Below are 25,478 nucleotides of genomic sequence, written 5' to 3'. Positions count from 1 at the left end.
AAGACGCAACCGCAAACGGGCGACGCCCTTCGCGGCGCAAGCCGGCGCTGAGGCTTCAGTTCGAAGCCTCAGCGCCGGGCTTTTTTGCGTGAAAGTTCAGCGCGGCGCGTTCGGCACCGCTTGTGCGACTGCCTGGCCGCCCGCCTGCGCATGCGGCTCGGCCTCGCCGGGCTCGACAGGTTCGATGTCGTCGAGCGCGATCCCATTCGTCTCGGGCAGCACCCATGCCGCGAGCACGACGAAGACGTAGCCCACCCCCGCCACGAGCGGTATTGCGAATGTGAGCGTGAGATGCTCGCTTGCGAGCCAGCCCGCCGTGAACGGAAACACCGAGCCGATCACACGCCCCACGTTGTACGCTACGCCATAGCCGGTGGCCCGAACCGCATGCGGATAGGTCTCCGCGATGGTCGCCGCCACGCCCGAAAACGTGCCCTGCATGAGCACGCCCAGCAGGAAGCCCAGCACGAGCATGACCGGCGTGGGCGCGTCGACCCGCATGTAGGCGATGCTCAGAACAAACGCGCCAAGCGCGAAAATAATGTAGGTCGGGCGGCGGCCGATGCGGTCGGTGCTCCACGCGCCGAGCGCATAGCCCGCGATCGACCCGCCTATCGTCACAGCGAGCCACACCCCTGTGCCCGTGACCGAAAGACCGCGCTCGGTCTTGAGCCACATCGGCATCCACGTGGCGATGGCGTAGTACGCGCCGAGCATGCCGCCCGAAAGCAGGCTGCACCAGAACGTGCGCGCGGCGAGGCGGCCACTCAGCACCGTGCGCAAGGCACTGCCGGGACCGGCCGCGCAGCGCGTCGCGAGCGTCTGCGAAAACGATTCGGGTTCCTGGAGATTGCGCCGCAGCCAGATCACGAGCAGCGCGGGCAAGATGCCTACGAACAGGCATACGCGCCACGCCCACTGCGGCGGCAGCCAGTTGAATAGCGTGCTGTAGGCGAGCGCGGCGGCAGCCCAGCCGAACGAATAGCTGCTCGCCGTGAAGGCCGAGAACTTGCCGCGATGTGCCGGATTGCGAATCATCTCCGTCACGAGCACCATGCACAGCGACGACTCGCCGCCAAAGCCCAGCCCCTGAACCGCACGCAGGATCGCGAACTGTGTGGGGGAATTTGCGAAGCCGCAAGCGAAGCACGAGATCGCGAACAGCGCGATGGTCCAGCGCAGGATGCGCACGCGTCCATAGCGGTCCGCCAGCAGTCCCGCGCCTATCGCGCCGACCAGCGAGGCGATCAGCGTCCACGTGACGATGCTGCCCGCCGTGGCTTTGCTCATGTTCCACGTCTGTAGCAGCACGGGAATGAGGAACGAATAGATCATGAAGTCGTAGACGTCCACGGCATGACCGACGAATGCGCCGGCGAAAGCCCGTTTTTCGTTTTTCGACAGAGAGGTAAGCCAGGACATGAGCGTATGCTCCGTTAGCAGTCGGGAAATGGAGTCAGCACGCGGGCGGCGCGTAAGCGTAGCCGGCGGCTTCGAGCAGGCTCGCCACACGAATCGAGCGCAGGTCGTGATAGCGGGGCGCCACGATCTGCACGCCTACCGGCAGGCCCAGCGCCGTGCGTCCGGCGGGCGCGACCGTCGAAGGCAGGCCGCATAGCCCGGAATGCCCGGCCCAGAAGAGTTGCGTGGTAAGCGGCTGGGGCTTGCCGTTGACGCTCAGCGTGCGCTGCCACGGCGCAAGCGCTTCGTCGAGCGGGAACGCCGCCGTAGCAGCGGCCGGGCACAGCAGCACGTCCACGTGCTCGAACAGCGCGCGCCACGCGGCGGCATAGCGCTCGCGCAGCGGCTGGAGCTTGAGCCAGTCGCGATGGCGCAGCGCAGCGCCCACGTGCTGAAGCGAGGCGTAGCTCGTGTCGTGCGGCGGCGCGGCTTCGGCCGCGAGCAGCGAGGCAGCGTAGGCGTCGTCGCCGAGATAGCCGCAGGTCGAGGCGCGCAACAGCAGCGTGTAGGTGCGCAGAAGCTCGGCGGCGTCCAGTTGCGGCCGCGCATCCCAGACCACTTGCGCGCCCCGCTGCGCCAGCGCCTGCCCCAGCGCGACGATGCACCGCTCGACTTCCGCATCCACTTCCGCCACCGGATGATTACTCAGTATGCCGAAGCGAATCTGCCGAAGATCCATCGCCTCGCAACGAGGCAACTCGTAGCGCACGGCGCAGGCGGCCTCGGCGTCCGGTCCCGCGATGGCGGCCAGCACGAGTTCGAGGTCGGCCGCGCTGCGGGCGAGCGGCCCCGCCACATTGATGTCGGGCAGCGCGACGCCGCCGGGCAAGCCGTGCCCTTCGAGCGAAACGAGGCCGTGCGTGCTTTTGTGCGAGAAGATGCCGCAATAGTGCGCGGGATTGCGGATCGACGAGCCGATATCGGAGCCCACGTCGAAATACGCCATGCCCGCGCACACCGCGGCCGCGCTGCCGCCCGACGAGCCGCCCGGCGTGCGCGCCGGATCGTGCGGGTTGCGGGTAGTGCCGTAGATGTCGTTGTAACTCTGCCAGTCGCGCAGCCAGAGCGGCACGTTGGTCTTGCCGAGCAGCACGGCGCCCGCGTCGCACAGGCGCTGCACCACGCTCGCGTGGCGCGCGGCGAAATTGCCGCGAAACGCCGGGTCGCCCACCGTGGTGGGCCAGCCCGCCACATCGAACGACTCCTTGATCGTGAACGGCACGCCGTGGAGCGGACCGCGCGAGCGCCCCGCCGCCAGTTCTGCATCGCGCTCGCGCGCGATGGCGTGCGCGCGTTCGAAATCGCTGACCACGACGGCGTTGATGGCGGGGTTCTGCTCGCGCCACGCCTCCTCGCAGGCGTCGACCAGCGCGCTCGAACTGACCTCTTGACGGCGCATCGCGGCGGCGGCGGCGGCAATCGTCGCATGGCGCCACGGCGCTGCGCCGGGCTGTGTTTGCGGGGCCGCGCCCGTGGGGCGGGCGGCGGCCAGAAACTCGGACATAGCTTTGCCTTGGTTATTAGTATGCTGTATACCGTCTCAAGACAAATTTATGTTGTCAAGAAAGAAAAGGGGAAGCCAGGCAAACGGGGCGCGCAACCGGCTTATCCGGCCGTGCTTCTGGCCGTGCTTCTAATAGCAAGCACGGCGTTTCGCTGACTGGTTCGATGGCCTGAGTGCGAGAACTGGCACGGCGAGAGGCGTACAACGAGACTCACGAATCGAGCACGGACAGCCAGGCGAAGCTGTTTCGCAAGAGCCGGCGCATCGGTGCGCTGCTTTGCTACATCGGGCACCTGCTCGCGGACAACCGGCATGGCCTCGTGGTGAACGCGCAGGTGACGCAGGCCAGCGGTACTGCCGAACACAGCGCTGCGGCTAAGATGCTCGCAGACGCAACGCAAGTAACCTGCGCCCTCCATTACGGTTGGGGACGACAAGCACTACGACGCGGCGGACTTCGTGGCGAGTCGCCGCGCCAACTGTGCGACGCCACATGTGGCGCTGAAACGGGTGGCTCGACGATTGACGGTCGCACGACACGCTGGGCCGGCTACGCCATCAGTCAGCGCAAGCGCAAATGCGTCGAGCAGGTCTTCGGCTGGGGCAAGACGGTCGGCCGGATTCGTCAAGTGATGTATCGTGGCCGCGAGCGAGTCGAGCAGGTGTTCCCGCTGACTCAGGCCGCCTACAGCGAGATGCAACGTGACAACCCTCGCCTCGATCGAGAAACGAAAACTTGAACACCTGCCTGGTATGAGCCCCGCACAGCGATAGAACAAAACGAGCCCGCTACGGCGCTCGATCGAACTGAACTCCCTCGCTTCCCATCGATCCGTCGGTCGAATCAATGCAAACCGACTCGGGATACGCGTAAGCGGCTCAGCTGGACCGCTCGTCCATTCTCGTGCGCGTGAAGCATGATGGTGAACTGGAACTGCCGGTCAGGTAGAGGGATCTGGCGGACTGGCTGGCGTGTGCAGCTTGCCGGCCTCACACCAAATGCGATTGATTTGTGATCGGCGATATGGGTTAGCACATAGTCGAGATAACGTTCGCGGTTCGTCGTCAATAGCCGCGGATACGACAAGGCGGTCGGGCACTCAAGCGATGACCAATCGTCATTCCGAGATTTTCTTCAAGCGTACTCGGATGGTCGCGCGATTTTAATTTCCACCTCGAGGCCTTCAGGAAGAAACACTTCGGTGGCAAACCCGATACCTCTCCGGTCATCGGTGCACGGGAGAGCTTCGGTGCAGTTTGGGGTCGTTCCAGGCACTTCCGCTAGGAGCGCAGGTTCGTGTGGGCCGCCCCCCGCGGCGCGGACTGGAATGAACAAGCAATCTCCGCGTTCGCCGGTGGCGAACACCGAATTGTTCTCTCGTCTACCGTCTGTAGATTGGTGACCACCGATGCCATAGCGTTGCGCCGGGTGGGATTCTCATTGTGGCCGCCGATGCCCGTCCTGTATAGGATTGGCCGATGTGGCGATCTACCCCCGCGGAAAGATAGAACAAGACGGAACTGGTCCGCAAAAAGCGACAAGTCTCACGTCGTCGCTCTCGTCGAGATAACAGGATGGCGATGTCGTGATATTACAACGCTCGCGGCACCGCAACCGCGCGCTGATTTGCTGCGGCCCGACATGTTTGACTTCATGGGCGACCGCAACCAGCACATTGGACAATCACTAACCTCAGCCCCAAGTCGCTTGCTCGGCGAGTCGGCGCGGCCTGTTTCGCACTGCCTCACAACCCCGCGTGGTCGTTCGCTGGCACGGCACTCCCGCCGAGCAGTTCGCGCACCAGTTGCGGATCCTCCCTTCGATAGTGCCAGCGGCGACCGACCCTCAAACCGTTGCAACGGGCCAGGCGCGCCAGCATTGCCGCATACGCCCATGTGGTGCCAAACACGTCGAGCACCGGCGCGCCATCGACCGAACGCACACCGTTCATATACAAAAGTTCGGCCAGCATACCCTCCGCCGGAATCACGACGTCCGCACCCTCTGCCACTGCGGCCGACGCAGTCCGCAGGAACGCGTCAACGACCGGGGCTGGGTTCTCGAAACTGCGCGCGAGAGCCGGTTCGTCGAGCGGTGGATCGACACTGCGCACACACAGCACGCGTCCCGACAACCCGTGGGTGTCGACCGAAGTACGGGTCATCCATGCCGTCGTGGGCGCATTCGAAATCGCCGCGCTATAGCGGCCGAGCGAGCAGCCGACCAGCAGGCTCGCTTCGGTCAGCGACACCACGGGAATGTCCACGGCCGAGCGCAATTCGCGCAAGAACGGCTCGCTGAACGAGCCGATCACGAACGCGTCGAACCCTTGCTCCTCGGCCGCCAATGCGTTGGCCAGCACCGGTTCCAGCACCACGTGATGAACGAGCGCGTTGCCGAGCGCATCTGACGGCGCGCGCCCGTGATAACGTCCGGGCGGAATACCGTGCAGTTCGATCGAGTCGCCCGGTTCCAGGATCATGCGTGCGTGCTCGCATAACGCACGCTTGTAGACGCCGAGCCCATCGATTTCCGTGCTTGATTGATGCCATATCCGCATATGATCCCCCGCAATAATGGACCTTATCCAGTCCCTTCAGTTATCGCCCCCAGCGCGCACCACCGGACGCAGACTCGCACGCGGATGACAAACCGCATCGAGCGAATCGCCGCGCCTTCCTTCATCAGAACCTTGCAGACCGCGAGGCCGCATTGACGGTTTCGTGGTTGATCCGCGGCACCCAGGCCTGATATTGCGCGACAGCCGTTTCCACATCACCGCTCAGATATGCATCGACGATCGTGCCTATACCAACCGGATAGCCGCCGCCCAGCGCGCCGGTAGCGCCGCCCCCTGGCCAGCAACGTGATGTCCTCGCCGGATATGCGGGCGCGTCGGAGAGGCTCGCAGCGAGCAGTTCGTCGACAGGGCAAAGCGCCTCGCCGGGTGCGCCGCAGACAACTTCGAGAGAGTCGCCGCGCTCGGACAGGTCGACCGTGGTCGGCACGCTAGCAATGATGTCGTACACGAGACCGTTGCGCACAGTCACGACACTCGGACCCGGGGTGCCGCTGCGGCCTCCAGACGCGCCCAACAAGCATCGCATACGATGCGTCGTCCGGCAGTAGCCTGAAAAACAGGAACCTGTCATGACCGTATCCGTCGAAATCGCACCGCGTCTCTTCACGGCGCGACATTGACCGGCTCGCCCTGCCCGATCTCCGCATCTCCCTGCGCTGTACGACCCGACGTGCGCGGCGCCAGCACGACTACAGCCACCGATCCCGCGACCATCAGCAATGAAATCGCGCCGAGCCCGCCCGCCATGCTATTCGTCAGCGTTTTGATCGAGCCGATGATCATCGGACTGAAAAATCCACCGAGCATGCCGAGGCAATTCACGAGGGCGACGCCCCCTGCCGCGCCGCGCCCGCGCAGGTGATCGGTAGAGATCGCCCAGATCAGCGGATTCGGCGCAAGGATGCCAGCGGTAGCGATAGACAGGGCCACCAGCGATAGCACCAGATTCCCGCCGACGAAGCCAGCCGCGAGCAGTCCGGCGGCTCCGCACAGCATCGTGATCCCGCAGTGCCAGCGGCGCTCCATTGTGCGATCCGAATGGCGGTTCATCAGGATCAGCGCGATCCAGCTCACGAAGTACGGAATCGCGGAGTACGAACCGACGGCCAGCGGCGTGCCGACGCCAGCGCTCTTGATCAGTTGTGGCAACCAGAAACCGATCGCAAACACGCCGGCGATCTGCGTGAACCAGACAAACGCCATTACATAGACCCCCGGATCGACCAGCGCACGCCCGAACGTGTGCTCCGCGTGCGCCGCGCTGGCCGATGACGTTCGCTTCAAGTTGTCGAGCACCAGTTGCTTTTCCTGCGCGGTGAGCCAAGCAGCCTCTTGCGGTCCGTCCTGCAGGTAGAAGAACGCGGCGATACCGAGCACGCTGGCGGGCAGCCCCTGCACGATGAACATCCACTGCCAGCCGTGCAAGCCGGCAGCGCCACTCAGGTAAGTCATCAGCAGGCCGGACATCGGACCGCCGAGCAAACCGGCAATGCCCGTCGAGCACGTAAAGATCGCGATCACCTTCGCGCGCCGCTCGACCGGATACCAGCGCGTCAGATAGAAGATCACCCCCGGATACAGGCCCGCTTCGGCAAGCCCGAGCAGGAAGCGCACCACGTACAGATGCGTCGGCAGCGTCACGAACGCGGTGGCCGCCGCGAGAATCCCCCACACGATCATGATGCGCGAGAACGTGCGCTTCACGCCGATGCGTGCGAGCAGCAGATTGCTGGGCACTTCCATCAGCACGTATCCGAGAAAGAAGATCCCCGCCCCGATGCTGTAAGTCATGTCGCTGAAGCCAACGTCGTGCTTCATCTCCAACTGCGCGATGCCGATGTTGATGCGATCGAGAAACGCGAACGTATAGCACAGGAACAGGAACGGGATCAGCCGGAGCGTGACCTTCCTGTAGGTGCGTTCCGCGAAGTCGCTGGTCTGAGTCTGATTCATACCGTCTCCTCCGTTTTTCACGGGTTATCACGGACCACCGATCTTGTGCTGGTGGCCTCGTCAGGTGCTGCATACAGTTGCCTCAGCCGAACCCACAACTGGTCCAGCGGTCCATCGCATGTCGGCTGCCATCGAAGCTCAACGTCCGTTGAAAACGGCTGGCGCTTCCCGTTATAGGCACCGATGCCTTCGATCCGGTCGGCCGTCCGGATCAGGCGGTTGTACGCTGCGATCTCCACGTAAAGCCCGGTGTGCAGATCGGCCTGCATGCCGAGATAGCCTGGCCGTCTGGCGCGAATTCATATCAGCGTGAATCTGCGCGCCCTTTTGCGCAGCCAGAACCACCGCATCCTATGCCTGTCTCGCGGGCTTGCCTCCATTCAGCGCTTCTTTGAAGGTGTTCGCAGCGAGCAAGCAACGCGCCGAGCATCGTGCGATCACCGGCATTCACGTCGCCCAACTTGCTGATGGATTCTTCAAGCACGTCGCATCACTGATTCCGAACTTGCGACAAATCTCTTCGACCTTCGCACCCAGCCTGGCCTGCTTCAGCGCAAACGCAATCCGCCCATCCATAAACCTGCTCGTCTTCATGGCATGACCTTCGTGTCCGATCGGAAACATCGCACCGAATTTCTCTACTTTTGGACCGGACTGCTCCTGGGTCAGGGTCAACAGGGAAAGTGTCTATCTTTAGGTCGGCAGGAGCTTATCGAGTACTGCCGCAATATTTACGGGCGAAGAAAACACTTTCCGATCGAATACGTCGGCTTCCAATAACCCGGCAGATTCCAGTGGTCTCCCCAAAATCGCAAGTCGGGTCTCGAGCAACCGCATAGCAGTGCCGCGATCGTGCCGCAGCAGATTCGGAGCGGCATCCTTAGCGCGCCGCGCACGCCTGGATCCGTCGCGCATGGTGATCGTTACCGTACTTTCTTCGGGTCCACAACCATCCTGGGCGTGAACCGTCATGCACCTCACCAGTTCCAGCAAGCGACTGTCGCTACGACGATCGCGATTGACACAGTATTCGAGCTCTCCAAAAACCAGCATTGCCGAAACGGCGAAGGCCGTACTGGCAAGCGCCTGTCCAACCTGCTCAAAAGGTCCCTTATAGCCGGTTCCAGGGTACTCCGCATACGGCCGCCACAACGTGATGTCGATACGCTCAACCGACGCCACGTCAACACCATCCTCGAACAGCAACCTGGCGGCGATTGCGGCAGCCATGTTGTCGCCGAGCGTTGCGAAAGGTTTGGCCACCACGCCGAGGATGGCGGCCATGTCTGGCTCATTCGCCCAGGATGGTGGCTCCGAATTCAATTCCGCATACGCACGCAGCAAGCCCTTTGGCCCTTCCAGCGCAGTTGGGGCGCCGCTCATTCCCTGACCAGCCATCTGCGCCGCCAATACGCCGCCACGTGCTGCATGGGCGTTCTGCAGCCGCCATTCATCGCTGCCAGCGCGAACCGGCTCCAGCAACCCTCCCGTGATACTGGTAGCGATCGAGACGGCATGTGCCGCCTGATCTTCACCAAGGCCAAGCAGAACGGCCGTCGAGGCTGCCGCAGCGATCGTACCCAGCGTCGGGCTCGTGCGTACGCCGCGCCTGATCAGTGCCATGGCTACCTCCTCATTCGCGCCGAGCCACGACACCGCACCGTACCCGGCAACGAGCGCCCTGAGGACAGTTGCGATCGAAGCGTTCAGCGCCTCACCGGTACATACCGCTGCCGGCACCACAAGAGAGCCAGGATGAGTCCATGATGAATATTCCGAATCATCATGAAAATGGGCGTGAGCGGCGCAGGCATTGGCAGCCACCGCCTCCTGTAGCGGCACCCGGCGGCCGTCGGTCCATAGGCGCGCCGTTCCCGGTCGAGCATCGACGGTTGTCGCAAGCGCCGAAAGTGCCCGCACGCTGCCGTCGTCCGCTGCGAGGGCCGCCAGTCCGAGTGAGTCGAGCATGCAGCATGTCGCCTTTTCAGCAACGGATTCGGGAATTTCGTCCAGCGCACACCGCACGATGAACCTGCCCAGCTTGTGCGCCGCCGTGCCGACGCCCGATTGGTTTTCCACGACTCATCCTCAAGGTATGAAAAACAGTGACTTCGATATGTGAATCCCTGCGAGCAATGATTATTGCTTCGCAATCCTTATCGATAATTTCAATCGCTGTGGAAATCTGACGCTCCGCGTCCCTTTTTCTTCGCCCCAGGAAATACCGGGGCTCAACCCACCATGATTGGTTGCTGCGATTAACGAAGCGGTTCGTCTCCGTTTCGGACGGCGCGCGCCCATCGATGCAACCACCAGCCGTATTGTTGGGGCCAGCCCTCAAAATTCCCGGTCAGACCGAAGTGCTCAGCGGCATGCAGCGCCCAGAACGGATCGTAGAGCATCTGCCGCCCCAGAAAGACAAGATCCGCATCGTCTTCCTGGAGAATGCGTTCGGCGTGCTCTGGGGTCCGGATAAGACCGACCGCTCCCGTCGCGATGCCTTTTTCGGCACGAATGCGGCGAGCAAATTCGACCTGATAACCCGGCCCTCTCGCCAGATTCGAATTGGTAGCACCGGACTGCATGTTCCCACCCGAAGAACAGTCGATCAGATCGACGCCTTCGGCCTTCAATTTTCCGGCCAGGACCAGGCTATCCTCAATTGTCCAGCCACCTTCGATCCAGTCCGTCGCGGAAATCCGGACAAAAAGGGGCGTGGAATGGGGAATGGCTGACCGCACCGCCCGCGCAACCTCGAGCGGAAGGCGCATGCGGTTTTCCAGCGCGCCGCCATACTCATCGGTTCTTTGATTCGCCAGCGGAGTCAGAAAGCTCTGCAACAGATAACCGTGGGCCATGTGAAGTTCGATGATATCGAACCCCGCCAGCAGCGCGCGCCGTGCGGCCGCGACAAACGCGTGAACGATTCCCCTTATTGCGTCGGTGGACATCGCCACGGGCGTCTGCCATCCGTCGGCAAAGGCTATGGCCGATGGACCTGCCGGAACCCACTTTTCCTCGCCGATTGCCAGATCGAATTCCGTGAGTTCGCCATTTCCCAGAAACGCACGTTGCTGACTTGCCTTTCGTCCGCCATGACCGATCTGGATAGCCGCCTTTGCACCCTGCGATTTAATCAGCGTCGCGAGTTGCTGCATCCCTTCGATCTGTCTGTCTTCCCAAAGACCCAGTTCTCCATTCGAAACTCGACCGGTGCGAGTGACGGCAGTCTGCTCGACAAAAACCAGCCCTGCCCCCCCCATCGCAAACTTCGCGTAATGCGCGAGGTGAAATGGCATGACATACCCGTTCTCGGCCGAATACATCCCCATTGGCGAAACTACAATCCGATTCTTCAGTGTCACTGACCGGAACGTCAGCTCCTGAAACAGCTTGATCCCTTTCTTCACTACCGCCTCCTCTCACTGGCTTACCTTCGAGCACTCGACAATCGGCGCTCCGCTTTTCCTCAGGCGGCGAGGCAACCGGGAACATTGACCCGGGCCCTCCCCCTTTTCGCATCCGCAAACTGGGTTCAGATAACGCGGTGCTGAAATTACGTACGGGTCTCCGGTTGACCGTCTATCAATCGATGCAGCTCAAGCGGGTTTTCCTGATGCAGTTCGACGGGCAGGAGCGTCTCCGGCATGTCCTGGTAACATACCGGTCGCAGGAATCGATGTATTGCAAGACTGCCTACCGACGTCGAGCGACTATCGGATGTCGCCGGATAGGGACCGCCGTGCACCATCGCATGCCCGACTTCCACACCGGTGCCAAAGCCATTAGCCAGAATGCGCCCGGCGCGACGTTCAAGCACGGGCAGGAAAGTGCGCGCGTCCGCATGATCGGCATCGTCGATATGCAGCGCAGTCGTCAATTGTCCCTCCAGCGACTCTACGATGTCGCGCATCGACTCCATATCGGGACAACGCACAACGAGCGACGATGCGCCGAAAATTTCCTCGTGCAGCTCGGGATGCCGGCGAAACGCATCCGCAGTTGTCGAGAAGAGTACCGCCTGGCCCTGATGCTGTGTGGTTGCCTCACCGCCATGCACCAGCACGCTCACACCGGCGTGTTGCGCAGCACGGCCTACAGCCGCCTCGTAAGCCTTGCGGATGCCGGGAGTGAGCATGGTCGCGGCGGGCGTTGCAGACAGCGCCGCCGATGCTGCAGCCACAAAACGATCGAGGTCGGGCCCGTCCACCGCAAGGACCAGACCGGGGTTAGTACAGAATTGACCGGCACCGAGCACCAGAGCGCCGGCGAACGCCTCGCCAATCGCCTCCGCACGACGCTTCAACGCCGTTGGAAAAAGCAGCACCGGATTGATACTGCTCATCTCTGCGAATACGGGAATCGGCTCGCAACGCGTGGCGGCGACATTTACGAGAGCCATGCCGCCGGCGCGCGATCCGGTAAACCCAACCGCCTTGATCCGGCGATCCCCGACAAGCGCTTGACCAATCTCCAGGCCACTGTCGAAGAGTAACGAGAACGTGCCTTCCGGCATGCCGCAATCGCGAACGGCCTTCTGTGTCGCCAGCCCAACGAGTTCCGAAGTGCCGGGATGCGCCGAATGCGCCTTCACGATCACCGGACACCCGGCCGCAAGCGCCGATGCCGTATCCCCCCCCACCACCGAAAACGCGAGTGGAAAATTGCTCGCACCGAACACGGCTACCGGACCGAGCGCGATATGACGCAAACGCAGATCGGGACGCGGCAATGGTTTGCGCTCCGGCTGTGCAGGGTCGATACGTACACCGAGAAAACGTCCATCGCGTACAACAGCTGCAAACAGGCGCAACTGACCAACCGTGCGGCCGCGTTCGCCCTCTACGCGCGCGCGAGGCAGCCCGCTCTCCACCACGCAGCGCTCAATCAGGCTGTCGCCGAGATCGAGGATGTTTTGTGCAATCGACTCGAGAAACCGTGCTCGTGCTTCGAGCGGCGCCTCCCGATAGATATCGAATGCCGACCGCGCAAGCTCGCACGCGGCATCGAGGTCGGCACGCGTCGCGCCACCGAACGCCGGCTCCAGAGCTGTGCCGGTGGCGGCGTCGAGCCCTCGGATCAAACCGTTTGTCCCGCGTACAGCTTTCTGTCCAATCAGAAGGTTACCTGCGATCTGCATCCGGGATTTCTCCAAAAAAAGACGTGACGAACCCATCACTTGCCCCAGCGCAGGACCAGCGGATCAAGGCGGCGTGCTACTTTCAGAAGTCCCGCGCGCACCGAGGGATGCATCGGCGCGAGCGGATGGCGAATCGTATCCGAACCGATCACACCGCCTTCCTTCATCAGCGCCTTGCATGCGGCAAGCCCACACTGGCGATTCTCGTAATTGATGAGCGGCAACCATTGCTGGTAAAGATCAGCGGCCTTTTCTGCGTCCCCGGCGAAGTACGCGTCGACGATCTTGCGGATACCATCCGGGTACCCACCTCCCGTCATGGCGCCCGTTGCACCCGCGTCGAGATCCGGCATCAGCGTAATCGCCTCTTCGCCATCCCAAGGACCAACGACCGCGTCGCCGCCCAGCTCGATCAATTCCCTCAGCTTCGATGCCGCCTGCGCCGTTTCGATCTTGAAATACGATACGTTCGCGACTTCGCGAGCGAGCTTCGCAAGAAACGAAGCGGATAACGGTGTGCCCGAGACGGGCGCATCCTGGATCATGATCGGAATATCAATTGCATCCGATACACGGCCGTAAAATTCATGGATGTTGCGCTCGGCAACGCGGATTGTCGCGCCGTGATACGGCGGCATTACCATCACCATCGCCGCGCCGGCATCCTGCGCAGCACGACTACGTTCGGCGCAAACGAGCGAACTGAAGTGCGTGGTCGTCACGATCACCGGTATGCGGCCCGCTACGTGTTCGAGTACCGTCGTTTGGACGATGTCGCGCTCGTCGTCCGTCAGGGCAAACTGCTCGGAGAAATTGGCGAGAATACAGATTCCGTCGGAGCCCGCATCGATCATGAAGTCGATTGCACGACGCTGACCGTCGAGATCGACACGACCGTTCGCATCGAAAATGGTAGGCGCAACGGGGAACACGCCCCGATAGATTTTGTCAGCCAAGATTATCCCCATAACATCGCATACAGATCAGCGTTGCCCGAGCCTGACTCTCGTGCGATCGCATTTGTGTGTTCGACTACCGTCGTACCAGCTCTTCCGTAACTCGCGCCCGTCAATCCAGCCGGTAGAAGCGGCTTGCAGTGCCCGAGAACAGCGCCCGCTTCTCGTCCACGGATGCGGCACCGACGACCCGCTTCATGGCGTTCCAGAAAACGTTGTATCCGGTGCCCATCTTCTCGACCGGGAAGTTGCTTTCGAACATGCATCGTTGAGCCCCGAAAAGGTCAACGCATGTTTCGACATACGGCCGCCATAGGGATGCGAGCAATTCCGAAGATGGAGGGATCGGCGCCGTCCGGTAGTCGAACGCTGCCAGACGCATCATCATGCCGCCAAGCTTGACCGAGACGTTCGGGTATTTCGCCAGCCTGGCCATCGAAGCGCGCCAGACTTCGAAGACCTCGTTCTCGCGTCCGGCATATGGTCCGTACCCGAGCGGACCACCACAATGGCCAACGACGATGTCCAGGCCGGGGAGCGCTTCGGCAATCGCCTGAACGTCGCCGAGCTGGGGGTGAAACACCCATGCGTCAAGCGATAGCCCCATGCGTGATAGAACATGCAGGCCAGAAATGACGTCGTCTCGCAGCATCATCTGAGACTCGCACCAGTCATGACTGTTGCCAACCTCCGGACTGGCATCCCATCCGGCGGCAAACCGGACTCCCCGAAAGCGCCCGTTGCCGGCCTCCAGATGCGCCGCCAGCACCTCTTCCACTGCGGCTCCCAGACGCAAATCGGCGAAACCGACAATGCCCGCGCAGATCTTCGCCGGCCCATAGGCGCCGCTCTCGCTCATGGCCGCCATTCCGGCGGCAAACTCCGTCTCACCGACGGGCCTGAGCGAAGCCGGCCCATGCGCCCGGGACATCGCACCCGATTCGAGATAGACGGTCTTTACAACTGCGTGTCCACCCGCCACATCTTCCGCGTATTGCCGGATCAGGTATTCGGACTGCGGCCGGTCCCACAAATGATGATGTGCGTCGACGATGGGAATATCGGGCTCAATAACCGGTTCGGCAGGCTGCAAGGCGAGCCACGTCGAATCAGGCGCGAAGATGCTGCCAAATCTGGCAGGCCGCCCTTGAACAGCCGTATTGAACAGTGACACAACGTTTCCTTTCAAGGCTTGATTTCCTCTGTGCCCGCATGCGCGCGGCGACGCGAATCGCCGCGCGCAGGATATGGACCACTCGTGCCAGACTATCTTTGTTGCCGACTTTTTAGCAACCACTCGCTTGCGCACGAATACGCAGCGATGCCGCCGACGTTAGCCCGCGCCGCGCAAAGAGCGGGGCTGCTGTTCTCAATACGAGCGCGGCAACCCCAGCACGTGCTCGCTGAGGAAAGCGAGAATCAGATTCGTCGAGACAGGGGCAGTCTGATAGATGCGGACCTCTCTCCACTTGCGCTCGATGTCGTACTCCCGCGCGTAACCGAAACCCCCGTGGGTTTGAAGCGTCGTGTCAGCCGCATGCCAGGTCGCCTCGGACGCAAGCAGCTTCGCCATGTTCGCTTCCGCGCCGCACGGCTGTCCGGCCTGAAAGAGCGCAGCGGCCTTTCGCGACATCAGGTCAGCCGCTTCCAGCTCCATGTAGGCTCGGGCGAGCGGAAACTGGATGCCCTGATTCTGTCCGATCGACCGTCCGAACACCCGACGTTCGTTCGCATAGTCGACGCCCTTCTTGAGCAGCCAGCGTCCGTCGCCGATACACTCCTGGGCAACCAGGATTCGTTCGGCGTTCATGCCATCGAGGATGTAACGGAAGCCCTTGCCCTCCTCTCCCACGAGGTTCTCAACAGGTACTTCCAGGTTTTCGATGAAAACTTCCGTCGTGTTGTGATTGAGCATCGCCGGAATGGGCCGGATGTCGATGCCGTTGCCCTTCGCCTGCCGAAGATCGACCAGCAGGGTCGACAGGCCTTCGGTTTTCTTCTTGCACTGGTCAAGCGGCGTTGTACGAACCAGGAGCAACATCAGATCGGAATGCAGGGCGCGCGAGGTCCAGACCTTCTGGCCGTTGACCACGTAGACGTCTCCCCGTCGTTCCGCCCTTGTCTTCAACTGCGTTGTATCGGAACCGGACGTGGGTTCAGTCACGCCAAATGCCTGCAGCCGAAGCTGCCCACTCGCGATGGCGGGCAGGTATTTGCGCTTCTGCTCTTCACTCCCGTGGCGGAGCAGCGTACCCATGATGTACATCTGGGCATGCGCCGGACTCGCGACACAGCCGCTCGCGTTGATCTCTTCGAGAATGACCGCTGCCGCACGCAAGGGCATGCCCGAGCCGCCATACTCCTCGGGGATGAGCGCACCCAGAAAGCCGGCGTCCGTCAGTTCCTGGACGAATTCCGTCGGGTAGCCGGACTTCTCGTCAAGACTGCGCCAATACTCGCCGGGAAAGTCCTTGCAGATCCGCCGCACGGCGTCGCGGAGCTCGGGAAAATCCTCCCGGGTCGTCGAGAGAAAAATCTCGTCATCGGAAATCGTCGTGGATGCTGAATTCATGCTGTTGATCTCTCGTTAAGCAATGCAATACGTGTCAGGCGACGGGAACGAAGCCCTTGGGCAGCCCCGCCCTCGCAATGGCTCCGGCAAATGGCTCCCCGGGTAACCACGTCTCGACATCACGCCTGAGTTCAATGAGAGCGTTAATGTCGACCCCGGTGCGCAATCCCTGTGATTCGAGGAGAAAAACGCAGTCCTCGGTGTTGATATTGCCCGTCGCATTGGGTGCGAAAGGACAACCGCCCAGCCCGGCCAGAGACGAATCGAACGCCCTGACACCCACCTCGAGCGCGGCATAGACGTTTGCCATTCCCATGCCCCTGGTATCGTGGAAGTGGCAGGCCACCGGCGTCTCACCCGTCAGTCGCAGCACGTCCCTCATCAGATCCCGTACCTGGCCCGGGTTGGCGTATCCGACGGTATCGGCAATCGTGATCTCGTCCGCACCCATCTTGAGCAGCCGCTCAACGATCTGGAGTACGGTCGACGGCTCCACTTTTCCGGCAATCGTGCAGCCGAACGCCGTCGCCACTCCCGAACCAACGACGACATCGGCACGCCCCAGTTCGTCGCGGTATGACACGATGCGGGAAAAATCCTCAATCGACTCCTCGGTGGATCGCCTCACATTCCTCATGTTGTGTTCGTTGCTTGCCGAGAGAACATAGTCGATCTTCTTCAGACCGATCTCCATGGCCCTCTGGGCACCCCGCAGGTTGGGCACCAATGCGCTGGCATGGAGCCCCTCGATCCGGAGCACGCCGGCCGCGACCTCCTCGGCGTCTGCAAACTGCGGCGCGATCTTCGGCGGCACGAACGAGGTCACCTCGATGTGGCTGATGCCCGCCGCAGCTTCCCTGCGGCACCATTCAACCTTCCTGCCGGCGGGAAGAATCGTCTTCACCATCTGCAGTCCGTCTCGCACGCCGACTTCCCTGACTGAAACGAATTCGCTCATGTCTGCCTCTCAATGACCGCGGAAGTTGGGCTTGCGCTTCTCGTTATAGGCCAGCACCCCTTCGAGGCGATCCTGTGTCGGCACCATCCTGTTGTAGGCCTCGATCTCGAACGCCAACCCGTCGGACAGTGACATCTGAAGCCCCCGGTGGACCGACTGCTTGGCCTGCCGCACCGCTATCGGTGCGTTGCCCGCAATACGCCCGGCCGTGGCCAGAACTTCACGGAGCAGATCGGCCGGCTCGCAAACCTTGTTGACGAAACCCCAGGCAAGGGCTTCCTGTGCCGAAAACGGCGTGCCGGTCATGACGATCTCTTTCGCCCGGCGCTCACCAACAGCCCGCGGCAGCGTCTGCGTACCACCGGCGCCAGGCATAATGCCAAGCGTCACCTCGGTCAGCGCAAACCGCGCCTGCGTCGATGCATAGGCGAAATCGCACACACCGACAAATTCGCATCCCCCCCCATAGGCGGCTCCGTTCACCGCCGCAATGACGGGAACCGGACACGCAACGATTGCACGGACCATGCGCTCGAAGATGGCGTGCTGGGCCATCCATTGCTGGTCGGTCATCCCTTTGCGTTCTTTCAGATCGCCCCCCGCGCAGAACACCCGCTCACCGGCCCCCGTCAGGACGATGCAGCGAACGTCGCCGGACGCCACGGAGAACTGCTCGAAGAATTCGACCATGTCGCATCCCATCTGCGTATTGACCGCATTGGCACTCGCTGGCCTGTTCAGCGTTACGAGCAGTACGTGCTCCGACTCCTTCGTTACAAGAAGCGTTTCAAATTCGGTCTTCATTCAAATGTCCTCACAGTGCCTTTTCGCCCACCCACTTTTCCGTCTGTTCGCCCAACTCCGGCGGCAGCCCATCGGAACGCGGGCGCGTGCCATCCAGAGAAATCGGGATACCCATGAGCGGCAGGCTGTCACCCGCACAGGGCCCCACCATGCCGAGCGCCTGCGTCTGCGGATGCCTCGCCGCCTTGTCCACCGTCAGCAGAGGCGCGTTGGGAACACCCACAGCATCCAGTGCTGCGGAAAGATCCGCCGCGCTGATCGTCGATATGGTCCCCTGCAGTTCCGCGATCAACGGGTCCTTGTTCTGTACGCGCGCGGCGTTCATCGCATATGCCGGAAGTTGTGCAAGCTCGGCGCGGCCGATGGCCGTACAGAACTTGCGGAACAGGTTATCGTTGCCGGCCGCGATCATCAGCCACTCGTCTGCGGTCCTGAATGCCTGATACGGGACGATCTGTGGCGCACCGGACCCCTGAGGCTCTGGAACCTCACCGGATGCGTGATAGACAGCCATCGGCGTGGTCATCCACGCGAGTGCGGTCTCGAAGAGCGACGTCTCCACCCGTCCACCGCTGCCGGTCCGCTGCAGTTCGAGCAGTTTCACGAGCAGGCCGATCACGGTCCACATGCCGGATCCCATGTCCACCAGAGAGACGCCGACCCGCACCGGCGGCCGGTTGGGTTCTCCCGTCACACTCATGATCCCCGACGTAGCCTGCGCCAGCGGATCGTATCCCGGCTTGGAACTCAGCGGCCCCCGCTGACCGAAGGCACCGATGTCGCACCAGATGAGCGACGGTTTCTCCGCCTGCAGCGTCTCCGGTGTCAGCCCGAATTTTGCGAGAAGGCCCGGACGCAAATTCTGTACAACGGCGTCGGCCTGCTCAAGGATCAGCGATCGCAGTTGCGCCTGGCCATCCTCTGTGGAAAGATCGATCGCCACACTCTCCTTGCCCCTGTTGAGCGAAAAGAACTGGGCGGAGGTACCGCGCCAGAACGGGGGCCCCCAACTGCGCGAATGGTCACCCGCGCCCGGATTTTCGACCTTGATCACGCGGGCACCGAGGTCCGCAAGGACGAGGCACGCATATGGCGCGGCCACACTCGTCCCCAGTTCGATAACTGTGAGGCCCTCGAGCGGACGCCGCCGCGCATCGCTACATACGCCCTGCTCGCCGCTATCCATGAATTGCCTGCTTTCTGACTTCACCGGGACCTCGCCATCCAATAAATATGAAACGTTTTATTTCACGTAAAAATTAATGCACTTCCCGCGACATTTCAGAGATATGCCTCATCGAGTGCAAGCTCTGAAAGCTCTGTCGCATTGCCCGAGTGCCGGATTTCGCCACCCCGGATGACGTATCCGCGGTGCGCGAGCTTCAACGCCGGTCTTGCCATCTGCTCGCTCATCAGAATCGTGGTCCCGCGCCTCTGGATCTCCCGTACGGCGTCGCTGATACGCGAAATCCAGACCGGAGCCAAACCGAGAAACGGCTCGTCGAGCAACAACAGCGAAGGCGACGTCATTAACGCGCGCGCGAACGCAACAATCTGCTGCTGGCCACCGCTCAGTTGACCCGCGGGTTGATCCTTCCGCTCGTTGAGCATGGGAAAGAGTTCGCCCAGCCATCCGTAAACTTCGGCGCTTTTTTTGCGCGACATCGTAAGCGCTCCGGCCAAGACGTTGTCACCCACCGACATGGCCGCAAAAACCCGTCTGCCCTCCGGAGAGTAACCGACCCCGGCACGGGCGCACTGATCAGGGCGAAGTCCACGCAGATTCCGGCCTTGCAGTTCGATCTGCCCGCCTGCCGGGCCAACCAGGCCGATGATCGACTTGATCAGGCTGGATTTGCCAGCCCCATTGGCGCCGATGAGCAGAACCGTCTCGCCGCGTTCAATGTCGATCGAAACGCGCCGCAATGCTGATACACCGCCATACCGAACTTCGAGATCCTTAATTTTGAGCATCGGTAGCTTCCTCGAAATCACCAAGGTATGCCCGAAGTACATCCGGACGCTGAAGCACGTCGGACGGTGTACCGTCCGCGATTAGCCGGCCTCCATCGAGAACGATCGCCCGCCCGCACAATCTCTTGATGAGATCTATGTCGTGCTCGACGATCAGCACACTGCACTTCAACTGCTCCCTTGCGCGCTGGATGAAGTCATCAATGTTCGCACGCTCACGTGCCTCAAGACCTGCCGCAGGCTCGTCCAGCAAGAGCACCGTCGGGCGACACGCATAGACCAGAACCAGGCCGAGCATCTTCTGAAGACCGTATGGCAGGCTGTCTGCCCGCTCTTCCAGCCGCTCCGCCAGTCCGTACCGCTCCAGCATGCCTTCCAGCCCCTCGTCCAGACCGCGCCGCCCGGAAAACTCCAGCGCGAAAAGCAGGTTCTCCCGGACGCTCACGCTTCCGAATATGTTCGTCTGCTGAAACGAACGCATCAAGCCGAGCCGGCTAATCTCGTGAAGCGGCACACCACCGATTTCCCGGCCGCGCAGCCTCACGGCGCCGGAAGTCGGCGAAGTTGAACCACACAGGACATTGATGAGAGTCGTCTTACCCGCACCGTTGGGTCCGATGATTCCGAGTGTCTCCTCGCGGGCAAGGCTGAACGATATTTTCTCGAATACCGTTAGTCCTCCAAAGCGCTTCGTCATCTCGACAACCTCGAGAACCGGACCGTCATCGAAGCCTTTCGGTGCCGTCACTTCCAACGGGCCCTTAACCTTCGACATTGCGTCCTCCCGGGACAGAGGTAGGCGCGAGCTTCGAGCCACTGGAGCCACGCCCCGGTCGCCTACGGCAGAACCATATGATCAGGCGTTCAAGCTGGCCTGTAATGCCGCCAGGGGCGATCAGCACGATAAGGATCACAAAGACACCGAACAGGCCCTGCGAATACTCCCCGCCAATACTGAAGTAGTTGGCCGCCCACACGAGAACCGCCGTCCCAAGAATCGGGCCGAGCAGCGTTCCGGCGCCACCGACAAATGCATAGGCAACATACGTGACTGCTGTGGCTGACGAAAAAGACGACGGATTCGCCGTGAGCAGCATGTTGACGAGCGAGAAGCCGGCGAGTCCAGCAAGACCTGCTGCTACTACAAAGCCGAGTGCCTTGTAGCGCCAGACAACCAGGCCGAGACTTCGCGCTAGCAATTCGTTTTCCTGGATTCCACCAAACTGCCGCCGAAACGCTCCAGTCACTGCAAGCGTGATGAGCGTTGCGCACAGGGCGATAACAGCAGCGACCGACAATACCGCGCGATTGTCCACGAACGACCATTGGAACAGCGTCGTCGATGGAATCCCAGCCAGACCGTTCGAACCACCGGTCCAGGCGGGAAACTCGAGGAGCAGCAGTTGCACGATCTCGGTAAACACGTACGTCACCAGAACGAAGTACACGCCCTTGAGACGTAAAACCAATGCACCAAGAGGTAATGCGATCAATGCCGGCACGATGAAACTGATGCCTGTGAGCAAGATCACGTTGGTCAATCCACCAAGCGCCGCCACGCCAGCAGCATAGCCACCAATGCACATGAATGCTGGCGCAGCAAAGCTGATCAGATTCATCCGCAGCATGAGGTAAATACTGAGCGCGGCAGGAACCGCGACCAGAATCTGGTTGGTAATCGAGTTGACCAGGAGACTGGATGATAGCCATGGAACCGCCGCGCTCAGCGCAACGGCAACCACACCGAACAGAGCCGCCCACTCGCGACTTTCCCGACGTCCCTCAAACTGGGTTCGCATTCAGGCACCCCTCACTTCACGTCCGAACAGCCCCGACGGCTTCACGACAAGAATCACCAGGACAATGACAAACAACGCGAGCGCGCCCTTCGAGCCACCCAGATAAACGCTCGAGTACGCCTCGATGAGACCCACAATGAATGCGGCAACCGTTGCACCCCACATGCTTCCCAGACCACCGAGAATCACGACGATAAACGACGTAGCCAGTACGGATTCACCGATATGCGGCGCGAGCGAGAGTATCGGTGTGACAAGCGCACCGGTGATCCCCGCAAGGCCCGTCGCGATGCCAAACGCAAGTGGAAACAACAACCGTGCTCTCAAACCAAGGGAACTCGCCACCATCCGATCGCTGGCGAGCGCCCGCAGGGCTCTTCCCAGTCCAGTTCGGTACATCATCAGGTACACAACTCCGATGATCGCCAGACTCACTCCGATCATGATCAGATTGGCAACCGGAACGAAAATACCGCCGTAGGAGAGGACGCTCGCAACCGGAAACTGAAACTCCTGCGCCTCCGGTCCGAATCCGAGCACAAAACCCGTCGTCATGACCATCGACAGCCCCAGCGTCAACATGAGCGTGGCCAGCCCATCGTTGATCGTGCGCTCAAGAAACAGCAGTTCGAACAGGTATCCGGCCACCCCCGTAACAACTGCTGCAACCAGCACGGCGACGGGATACGGGAGCCCCCAATAGTGCGCAGTGGCAAACGCCACGTAGCCGCCAAGCGCATAGAACGCTCCGTGCGCGAAATTCATGACACCGACGATCCCGAAGATCAGGGTGAAGCCGAGCGCGAGCAACGCGTACTGAGCGCCCATGCTTAATCCGATCAGACCAGTTGCGATAATTGAGCCCATCTCCGCGTCACCCTATTTCCCGGTCGCCGCCACGAAACGCTGAATCGGCAGGTACTTGCCATCGGCGATCACACCCATCCCGAACGGCAACGAAATTTCCTGGTTGACACCAAAGAACTCCTTGCCGATCCAGAGACCCTTGCCCATGTTCGGATCGTCGATCGGTAGTGCGCGCAAGGCCACCGCGATCTTCGCGGTGTCGGTCGACGTACCGGCGACCGTAATCGCCTTCAGAACAAGGCGCGATGCCGCGATCCACTGATAGAAAAGCGTGACGGGTGGCGGGTCCTTTTTGAAGAACTGCCGGTACTGTCCGTCGATCTGTTTGATCCGGTCATCCAGCACGACGGGTTCGTACCAGTACATGTTCCTGATGACGTCAGTCCCCCCCGCCACGCGCGCGATTTCGCCGGTGCTTGGGCCGCCGAGCCGGCCAATCGCGCCATTGAAACCCGCCTGACGGAGCTGCTTGACGATAATGCCCGCATCGCCCGCAGGAGTTGACGCCAGTTCAACGGCGTCAGGCGACGACGAAAGGAGTCGCAGCACCGTCGGCGCGAAGTTGGTGGTACCCCGCTGGTAATATTCTTCGGTCGCCGTGATGCCATTCTTCCTGTAAATTTCGGCATCGACTGAACCGGTATCCGTCCCGCCTTGATCGTTCGGGGCAACGACGGCGACCTTCTTCATTCCGAACCGGGCCTTTGCCGCCTTGATGATCGGATCGGCCCATCCGCTCGGACCAGGGCCAAAGTGGAACACCAGTGGCCAGCTCGGGCCGATTACCTGTTTCCCGTAGCTGTTCGCCATGACGAGCATGTTATTTCGGACCGCAATCGGCTTGACGCCAGCGACCTCGTTCGACCCGACGGGACCAATCACGATGTTGATGCCCTGACTCGCGATCTGGTTCGTCGCCGCAGCAGCCGCTTCGGTGGAATATTTACTGTCGATGGCAACATAGGTCACCTGACAGCGCTCTTGACCGACCTGCAGGCCACCGGCGGCGTTAGCCTCCGCAGCACTGAACGCCACGGCCTCCCGGTCCGCTTCCCCCCAATTTGCCGCTGGCCCCGACAGGACAGCAACCACGCCGATCTTGACTTCGCATGCGGCTGCATGAGCCTGCAGCGCTGCACACGAAAGCACCGCAAATACCGCAGCGGCGCGGAATCTCAAATTGCCCATCGATCTCGTCTCCTTTATAAATCGTTACTTTTTTTCGTAGTGATCGCCACATGAATGCTATAGATTTTGGGCTGCGCGATCAATAAAACGTTTCATTTTTATACTAAGGAAATACCCTGGCCAGAGCCCCGTAGACCAGAAGTGATCTCCCCCGGGGTATTCCAACGCACTTCTTCATTACATGCCGCAGCGGCATGCTCCACCAGGATCACCACTGTCGCCAGGCGGATAGAACTGCGGGCTGGCGCAATATAGGCTGGCACCGGGTCCCCTCGGCTGGCCTCCCGGTCATGAACGCGCGTCAACCAGCCCTCGGCCTATACCGTTCGCCACTACGCTCATAACACCCCACGACAGGAGAGGTTCCGGTAAAGGCTACGAACTCCAAAATTCCACGGGCTCGTCTTCGTACATAAGCTGACGAAATTTACCAGCGCACCTAGCGCGGGCGTCGATATCGTTACCCGGTCACCGAGATGATGAGTGAAACCGGCCCCCACCGCGTCGCGATCCTTTACAGGAGAGAACATTGTTCCCAGGAAAAGCATGAAGCCATCTGGATATTGATGATGCTCACCCCATACCTGCCTCACCAGTTCCGTCGGGTCCCGGCTTATCTCAGACATTCGACTGACCGCATCCAGTACGAAACCGTCCTCGCCTTCAACCAACAGCCGCACCGAAGCACCTCGCACACTATCCATCGTGAAGCCATCATCGAATAGCCGGATAAACGGCCCTATCGCGCATGAAGCGTTATTGTCCTTGCATTTTCCTAAAAGCAACGCGGATCGCCCCTCAATATCCCGAAGGTTCACGTCATTGCCGAGCGTCGCCCCTACTGGTACTCCACCGGAATTGACCGCGAGCACAATTTCGGGCTCAGGGTTGTTCCATTTTGAAGACGGAAGCAAGCCCACTTCGTCGGCAAATCCAACAGATGACATTGGCTGGGACTTGGTGAAAACTTCCGCATCCGGACCAATCCCGACTTCCATGTACTGGGACCATGCGCCTCGCCGCTGCAACGCTGCCTTCAAACGCAAAGCCCCATCTGACCCAGGAACGATTCTCGCCAGATCCGAACCCAACGCCTCCCGCACGGTACGCCTGATTTCCTCGGCTCTGGACGGATCACCACCGGCCTGCTCTTCGATGACCCGTTCAATCAGACTCACAGCAAACGTAACACCGCACGCCTTGATCGCCTGAACATCGCACGGAGCAAGCATCTTAAGCGTTGCCCCACCTGCGTCAGAGAATTGGGCCTTAACGATGTCCCGAACGTCGCCAATGGGTTCACCTACGCATCGTCTCGCGAAGCAGGCGACGTCCGGCATATCGAAAAGGTCCGCCGTTGTCGGTACGGTTGCAGTGATATCAAGTACCTCACCGTCCCGAATCACAATCACGCATGGGCCTTCGAAGGTTGCCGTTTTACGCCACACCCGGCCAACAAGCAGAGCATCGTTGATATCCTCTGGAAGAAAAGAGTTCATCTTGAATGTAATTTTCTTTACAAGTCAGCTTATATGTTCGGATACCTATGTTTTCAGATGTGAAAAAAAATGTTTGGTCACAACATTTTTTCGAGCTCGGGCACCACCTCGAAGAGGTCGCCGATCAGGCCATAGTCGGCCACGCTGAAGATCGGCGCCTCTTCGTCCTTGTTGATCGCGACGATCACCTTCGAGTCCTTCATGCCGGCCAGATGCTGGAT

General features: G+C 61.1%; 21 protein-coding genes and 3 pseudogenes. 1 reads left to right on the top strand and 23 read right to left on the bottom strand.

Annotation, left to right across the window (positions count from 1 at the left end):
- Positions 1 to 96: 96 nt before the first annotated feature.
- The gene (locus tag BLU17_RS26495) at positions 97 to 1,422 is read right to left on the bottom strand and encodes an MFS transporter (RefSeq protein WP_092003695.1); all 1,326 of its coding nucleotides are present in this window, start codon (positions 1,420 to 1,422) and stop codon (positions 97 to 99) included.
- Between the two features lie 34 nt (positions 1,423 to 1,456).
- Positions 1,457 to 2,965 carry an amidase gene (locus tag BLU17_RS26490; RefSeq protein WP_092003692.1) on the bottom strand — a complete coding sequence of 503 codons (1,509 nt, stop codon included), beginning with the start codon at positions 2,963 to 2,965 and terminating at the stop codon, positions 1,457 to 1,459.
- 171 nt (positions 2,966 to 3,136) lie between these two features.
- On the opposite strand from BLU17_RS26490, the pseudogene BLU17_RS26485 reads away from it, so the two are divergent.
- Positions 3,137 to 3,705: pseudogene (locus tag BLU17_RS26485) on the top strand (transposase); the annotation flags it as partial.
- A gap of 1,005 nt (positions 3,706 to 4,710) precedes the next feature.
- Here BLU17_RS26485 and BLU17_RS26480 read toward each other — a convergent pair.
- The 21 genes and pseudogenes from BLU17_RS26480 to BLU17_RS32680 form a co-directional block, all read right to left on the bottom strand.
- On the bottom strand, positions 4,711 to 5,448 hold the full coding sequence (locus tag BLU17_RS26480; protein WP_143189344.1) for an aspartate/glutamate racemase family protein: 738 nt from the start codon (positions 5,446 to 5,448) through the stop codon (positions 4,711 to 4,713).
- A 202-nt stretch (positions 5,449 to 5,650) separates the two neighbouring features.
- Positions 5,651 to 6,016 (bottom strand): hypothetical protein, encoded by a 366-nt coding sequence (locus BLU17_RS34465; protein WP_092003686.1) that lies wholly within the window; start codon positions 6,014 to 6,016, stop codon positions 5,651 to 5,653.
- Positions 6,017 to 6,150: 134 nt separating this feature from the next.
- A complete protein-coding gene (locus tag BLU17_RS26470; protein ID WP_092003683.1) occupies positions 6,151 to 7,500 on the bottom strand; it encodes an MFS transporter in 1,350 nt (449 codons plus the stop codon).
- 17 nt (positions 7,501 to 7,517) lie between these two features.
- Positions 7,518 to 7,769, bottom strand: a complete 252-nt coding sequence (locus BLU17_RS33335) for a hypothetical protein (RefSeq protein WP_092003680.1) — start codon at positions 7,767 to 7,769, stop codon at positions 7,518 to 7,520.
- 214 nt (positions 7,770 to 7,983) lie between these two features.
- Positions 7,984 to 8,094, bottom strand: a pseudogene (locus BLU17_RS33995) (IS3 family transposase); the annotation flags it as partial.
- A gap of 99 nt (positions 8,095 to 8,193) precedes the next feature.
- Positions 8,194 to 9,579: an MmgE/PrpD family protein gene (locus BLU17_RS26460; protein ID WP_092003676.1), complete on the bottom strand. Its 1,386-nt coding sequence runs from the start codon at positions 9,577 to 9,579 to the stop codon at positions 8,194 to 8,196.
- A 179-nt stretch (positions 9,580 to 9,758) separates the two neighbouring features.
- Entirely contained in the window at positions 9,759 to 10,910 is a 1,152-nt protein-coding gene (locus BLU17_RS26455) for an NADH:flavin oxidoreductase/NADH oxidase (protein ID WP_092003673.1), read from the bottom strand.
- A 146-nt stretch (positions 10,911 to 11,056) separates the two neighbouring features.
- Positions 11,057 to 12,640: an aldehyde dehydrogenase (NADP(+)) gene (locus tag BLU17_RS26450; RefSeq protein ID WP_092003670.1), complete on the bottom strand. Its 1,584-nt coding sequence runs from the start codon at positions 12,638 to 12,640 to the stop codon at positions 11,057 to 11,059.
- Between the two features lie 35 nt (positions 12,641 to 12,675).
- Positions 12,676 to 13,608: a dihydrodipicolinate synthase family protein gene (locus tag BLU17_RS26445; RefSeq protein WP_218137046.1), complete on the bottom strand. Its 933-nt coding sequence runs from the start codon at positions 13,606 to 13,608 to the stop codon at positions 12,676 to 12,678.
- Between the two features lie 100 nt (positions 13,609 to 13,708).
- Positions 13,709 to 14,770, bottom strand: a complete 1,062-nt coding sequence (locus tag BLU17_RS26440; protein ID WP_342713869.1) for an amidohydrolase family protein — start codon at positions 14,768 to 14,770, stop codon at positions 13,709 to 13,711.
- A gap of 195 nt (positions 14,771 to 14,965) precedes the next feature.
- On the bottom strand, positions 14,966 to 16,168 hold the full coding sequence (locus tag BLU17_RS26435) for an acyl-CoA dehydrogenase family protein (RefSeq protein WP_092003664.1): 1,203 nt from the start codon (positions 16,166 to 16,168) through the stop codon (positions 14,966 to 14,968).
- A gap of 34 nt (positions 16,169 to 16,202) precedes the next feature.
- The gene (locus BLU17_RS26430) at positions 16,203 to 17,126 is read right to left on the bottom strand and encodes a hydroxymethylglutaryl-CoA lyase (RefSeq protein WP_092003661.1); all 924 of its coding nucleotides are present in this window, start codon (positions 17,124 to 17,126) and stop codon (positions 16,203 to 16,205) included.
- A gap of 9 nt (positions 17,127 to 17,135) precedes the next feature.
- Positions 17,136 to 17,930 (bottom strand): enoyl-CoA hydratase/isomerase family protein, encoded by a 795-nt coding sequence (locus BLU17_RS26425; RefSeq protein WP_092003657.1) that lies wholly within the window; start codon positions 17,928 to 17,930, stop codon positions 17,136 to 17,138.
- A gap of 10 nt (positions 17,931 to 17,940) precedes the next feature.
- Positions 17,941 to 19,116 carry a CaiB/BaiF CoA transferase family protein gene (locus BLU17_RS26420; RefSeq protein WP_092003654.1) on the bottom strand — a complete coding sequence of 392 codons (1,176 nt, stop codon included), beginning with the start codon at positions 19,114 to 19,116 and terminating at the stop codon, positions 17,941 to 17,943.
- A gap of 95 nt (positions 19,117 to 19,211) precedes the next feature.
- A complete protein-coding gene (locus BLU17_RS26415) occupies positions 19,212 to 19,904 on the bottom strand; it encodes an ABC transporter ATP-binding protein (RefSeq protein WP_092003651.1) in 693 nt (230 codons plus the stop codon).
- Entirely contained in the window at positions 19,891 to 20,679 is a 789-nt protein-coding gene (locus BLU17_RS26410) for an ABC transporter ATP-binding protein (RefSeq protein WP_092003648.1), read from the bottom strand. The genes BLU17_RS26415 and BLU17_RS26410 overlap by 14 nt, the downstream gene beginning before the upstream one ends.
- Positions 20,666 to 21,703 (bottom strand): branched-chain amino acid ABC transporter permease, encoded by a 1,038-nt coding sequence (locus tag BLU17_RS26405; RefSeq protein WP_092003645.1) that lies wholly within the window; start codon positions 21,701 to 21,703, stop codon positions 20,666 to 20,668. Before BLU17_RS26405 ends, BLU17_RS26410 begins: the two co-directional genes overlap by 14 nt.
- Entirely contained in the window at positions 21,704 to 22,531 is an 828-nt protein-coding gene (locus tag BLU17_RS26400; protein WP_245747020.1) for a branched-chain amino acid ABC transporter permease, read from the bottom strand.
- A 51-nt stretch (positions 22,532 to 22,582) separates the two neighbouring features.
- A complete protein-coding gene (locus BLU17_RS26395; RefSeq protein WP_092003637.1) occupies positions 22,583 to 23,758 on the bottom strand; it encodes an ABC transporter substrate-binding protein in 1,176 nt (391 codons plus the stop codon).
- Positions 23,759 to 24,096: 338 nt separating this feature from the next.
- The gene (locus BLU17_RS26390; protein ID WP_092003634.1) at positions 24,097 to 25,257 is read right to left on the bottom strand and encodes a fumarylacetoacetate hydrolase family protein; all 1,161 of its coding nucleotides are present in this window, start codon (positions 25,255 to 25,257) and stop codon (positions 24,097 to 24,099) included.
- 77 nt (positions 25,258 to 25,334) lie between these two features.
- Positions 25,335 to 25,478, bottom strand: a pseudogene (locus tag BLU17_RS32680) (electron transfer flavoprotein subunit alpha/FixB family protein); the annotation flags it as partial.

The organism is Paraburkholderia lycopersici (genome assembly GCF_900096975.1).
GTDB classification, from domain to species: Bacteria; Pseudomonadota; Gammaproteobacteria; order Burkholderiales; family Burkholderiaceae; genus Paraburkholderia; species Paraburkholderia lycopersici.
This window is presented reverse-complemented; position numbering and strand designations above follow the sequence as displayed.

What these genes read in the sequence shown, in the direction of transcription:
- BLU17_RS26490 (WP_092003692.1), bottom strand. Translation starts at nt 2,965, where the DNA reads ATGTCCGAGTTTCTGGCCGCCGCCCGCCCCACGGGCGCGGCCCCGCAA.
- BLU17_RS26415 (WP_092003651.1), bottom strand. Translation starts at nt 19,904, where the DNA reads ATGCTCAAAATTAAGGATCTCGAAGTTCGGTATGGCGGTGTATCAGCA.
- BLU17_RS33335 (WP_092003680.1), bottom strand. Translation starts at nt 7,769, where the DNA reads ATGCAGGCCGATCTGCACACCGGGCTTTACGTGGAGATCGCAGCGTAC.
- BLU17_RS26470 (WP_092003683.1), bottom strand. Translation starts at nt 7,500, where the DNA reads ATGAATCAGACTCAGACCAGCGACTTCGCGGAACGCACCTACAGGAAG.
- BLU17_RS26395 (WP_092003637.1), bottom strand. Translation starts at nt 23,758, where the DNA reads ATGGGCAATTTGAGATTCCGCGCCGCTGCGGTATTTGCGGTGCTTTCG.
- BLU17_RS26435 (WP_092003664.1), bottom strand. Translation starts at nt 16,168, where the DNA reads ATGAATTCAGCATCCACGACGATTTCCGATGACGAGATTTTTCTCTCG.
- BLU17_RS26480 (WP_143189344.1), bottom strand. Translation starts at nt 5,448, where the DNA reads ATGATCCTGGAACCGGGCGACTCGATCGAACTGCACGGTATTCCGCCC.
- BLU17_RS26410 (WP_092003648.1), bottom strand. Translation starts at nt 20,679, where the DNA reads ATGTCGAAGGTTAAGGGCCCGTTGGAAGTGACGGCACCGAAAGGCTTC.
- BLU17_RS26445 (WP_218137046.1), bottom strand. Translation starts at nt 13,608, where the DNA reads ATGGGGATAATCTTGGCTGACAAAATCTATCGGGGCGTGTTCCCCGTT.
- BLU17_RS26390 (WP_092003634.1), bottom strand. Translation starts at nt 25,257, where the DNA reads ATGAACTCTTTTCTTCCAGAGGATATCAACGATGCTCTGCTTGTTGGC.
- BLU17_RS26405 (WP_092003645.1), bottom strand. Translation starts at nt 21,703, where the DNA reads ATGCGAACCCAGTTTGAGGGACGTCGGGAAAGTCGCGAGTGGGCGGCT.
- BLU17_RS26430 (WP_092003661.1), bottom strand. Translation starts at nt 17,126, where the DNA reads ATGAGCGAATTCGTTTCAGTCAGGGAAGTCGGCGTGCGAGACGGACTG.
- BLU17_RS26495 (WP_092003695.1), bottom strand. Translation starts at nt 1,422, where the DNA reads ATGTCCTGGCTTACCTCTCTGTCGAAAAACGAAAAACGGGCTTTCGCC.
- BLU17_RS26425 (WP_092003657.1), bottom strand. Translation starts at nt 17,930, where the DNA reads ATGAAGACCGAATTTGAAACGCTTCTTGTAACGAAGGAGTCGGAGCAC.
- BLU17_RS26400 (WP_245747020.1), bottom strand. Translation starts at nt 22,531, where the DNA reads ATGGGCGCTCAGTACGCGTTGCTCGCGCTCGGCTTCACCCTGATCTTC.
- BLU17_RS26450 (WP_092003670.1), bottom strand. Translation starts at nt 12,640, where the DNA reads ATGCAGATCGCAGGTAACCTTCTGATTGGACAGAAAGCTGTACGCGGG.
- BLU17_RS26420 (WP_092003654.1), bottom strand. Translation starts at nt 19,116, where the DNA reads ATGGATAGCGGCGAGCAGGGCGTATGTAGCGATGCGCGGCGGCGTCCG.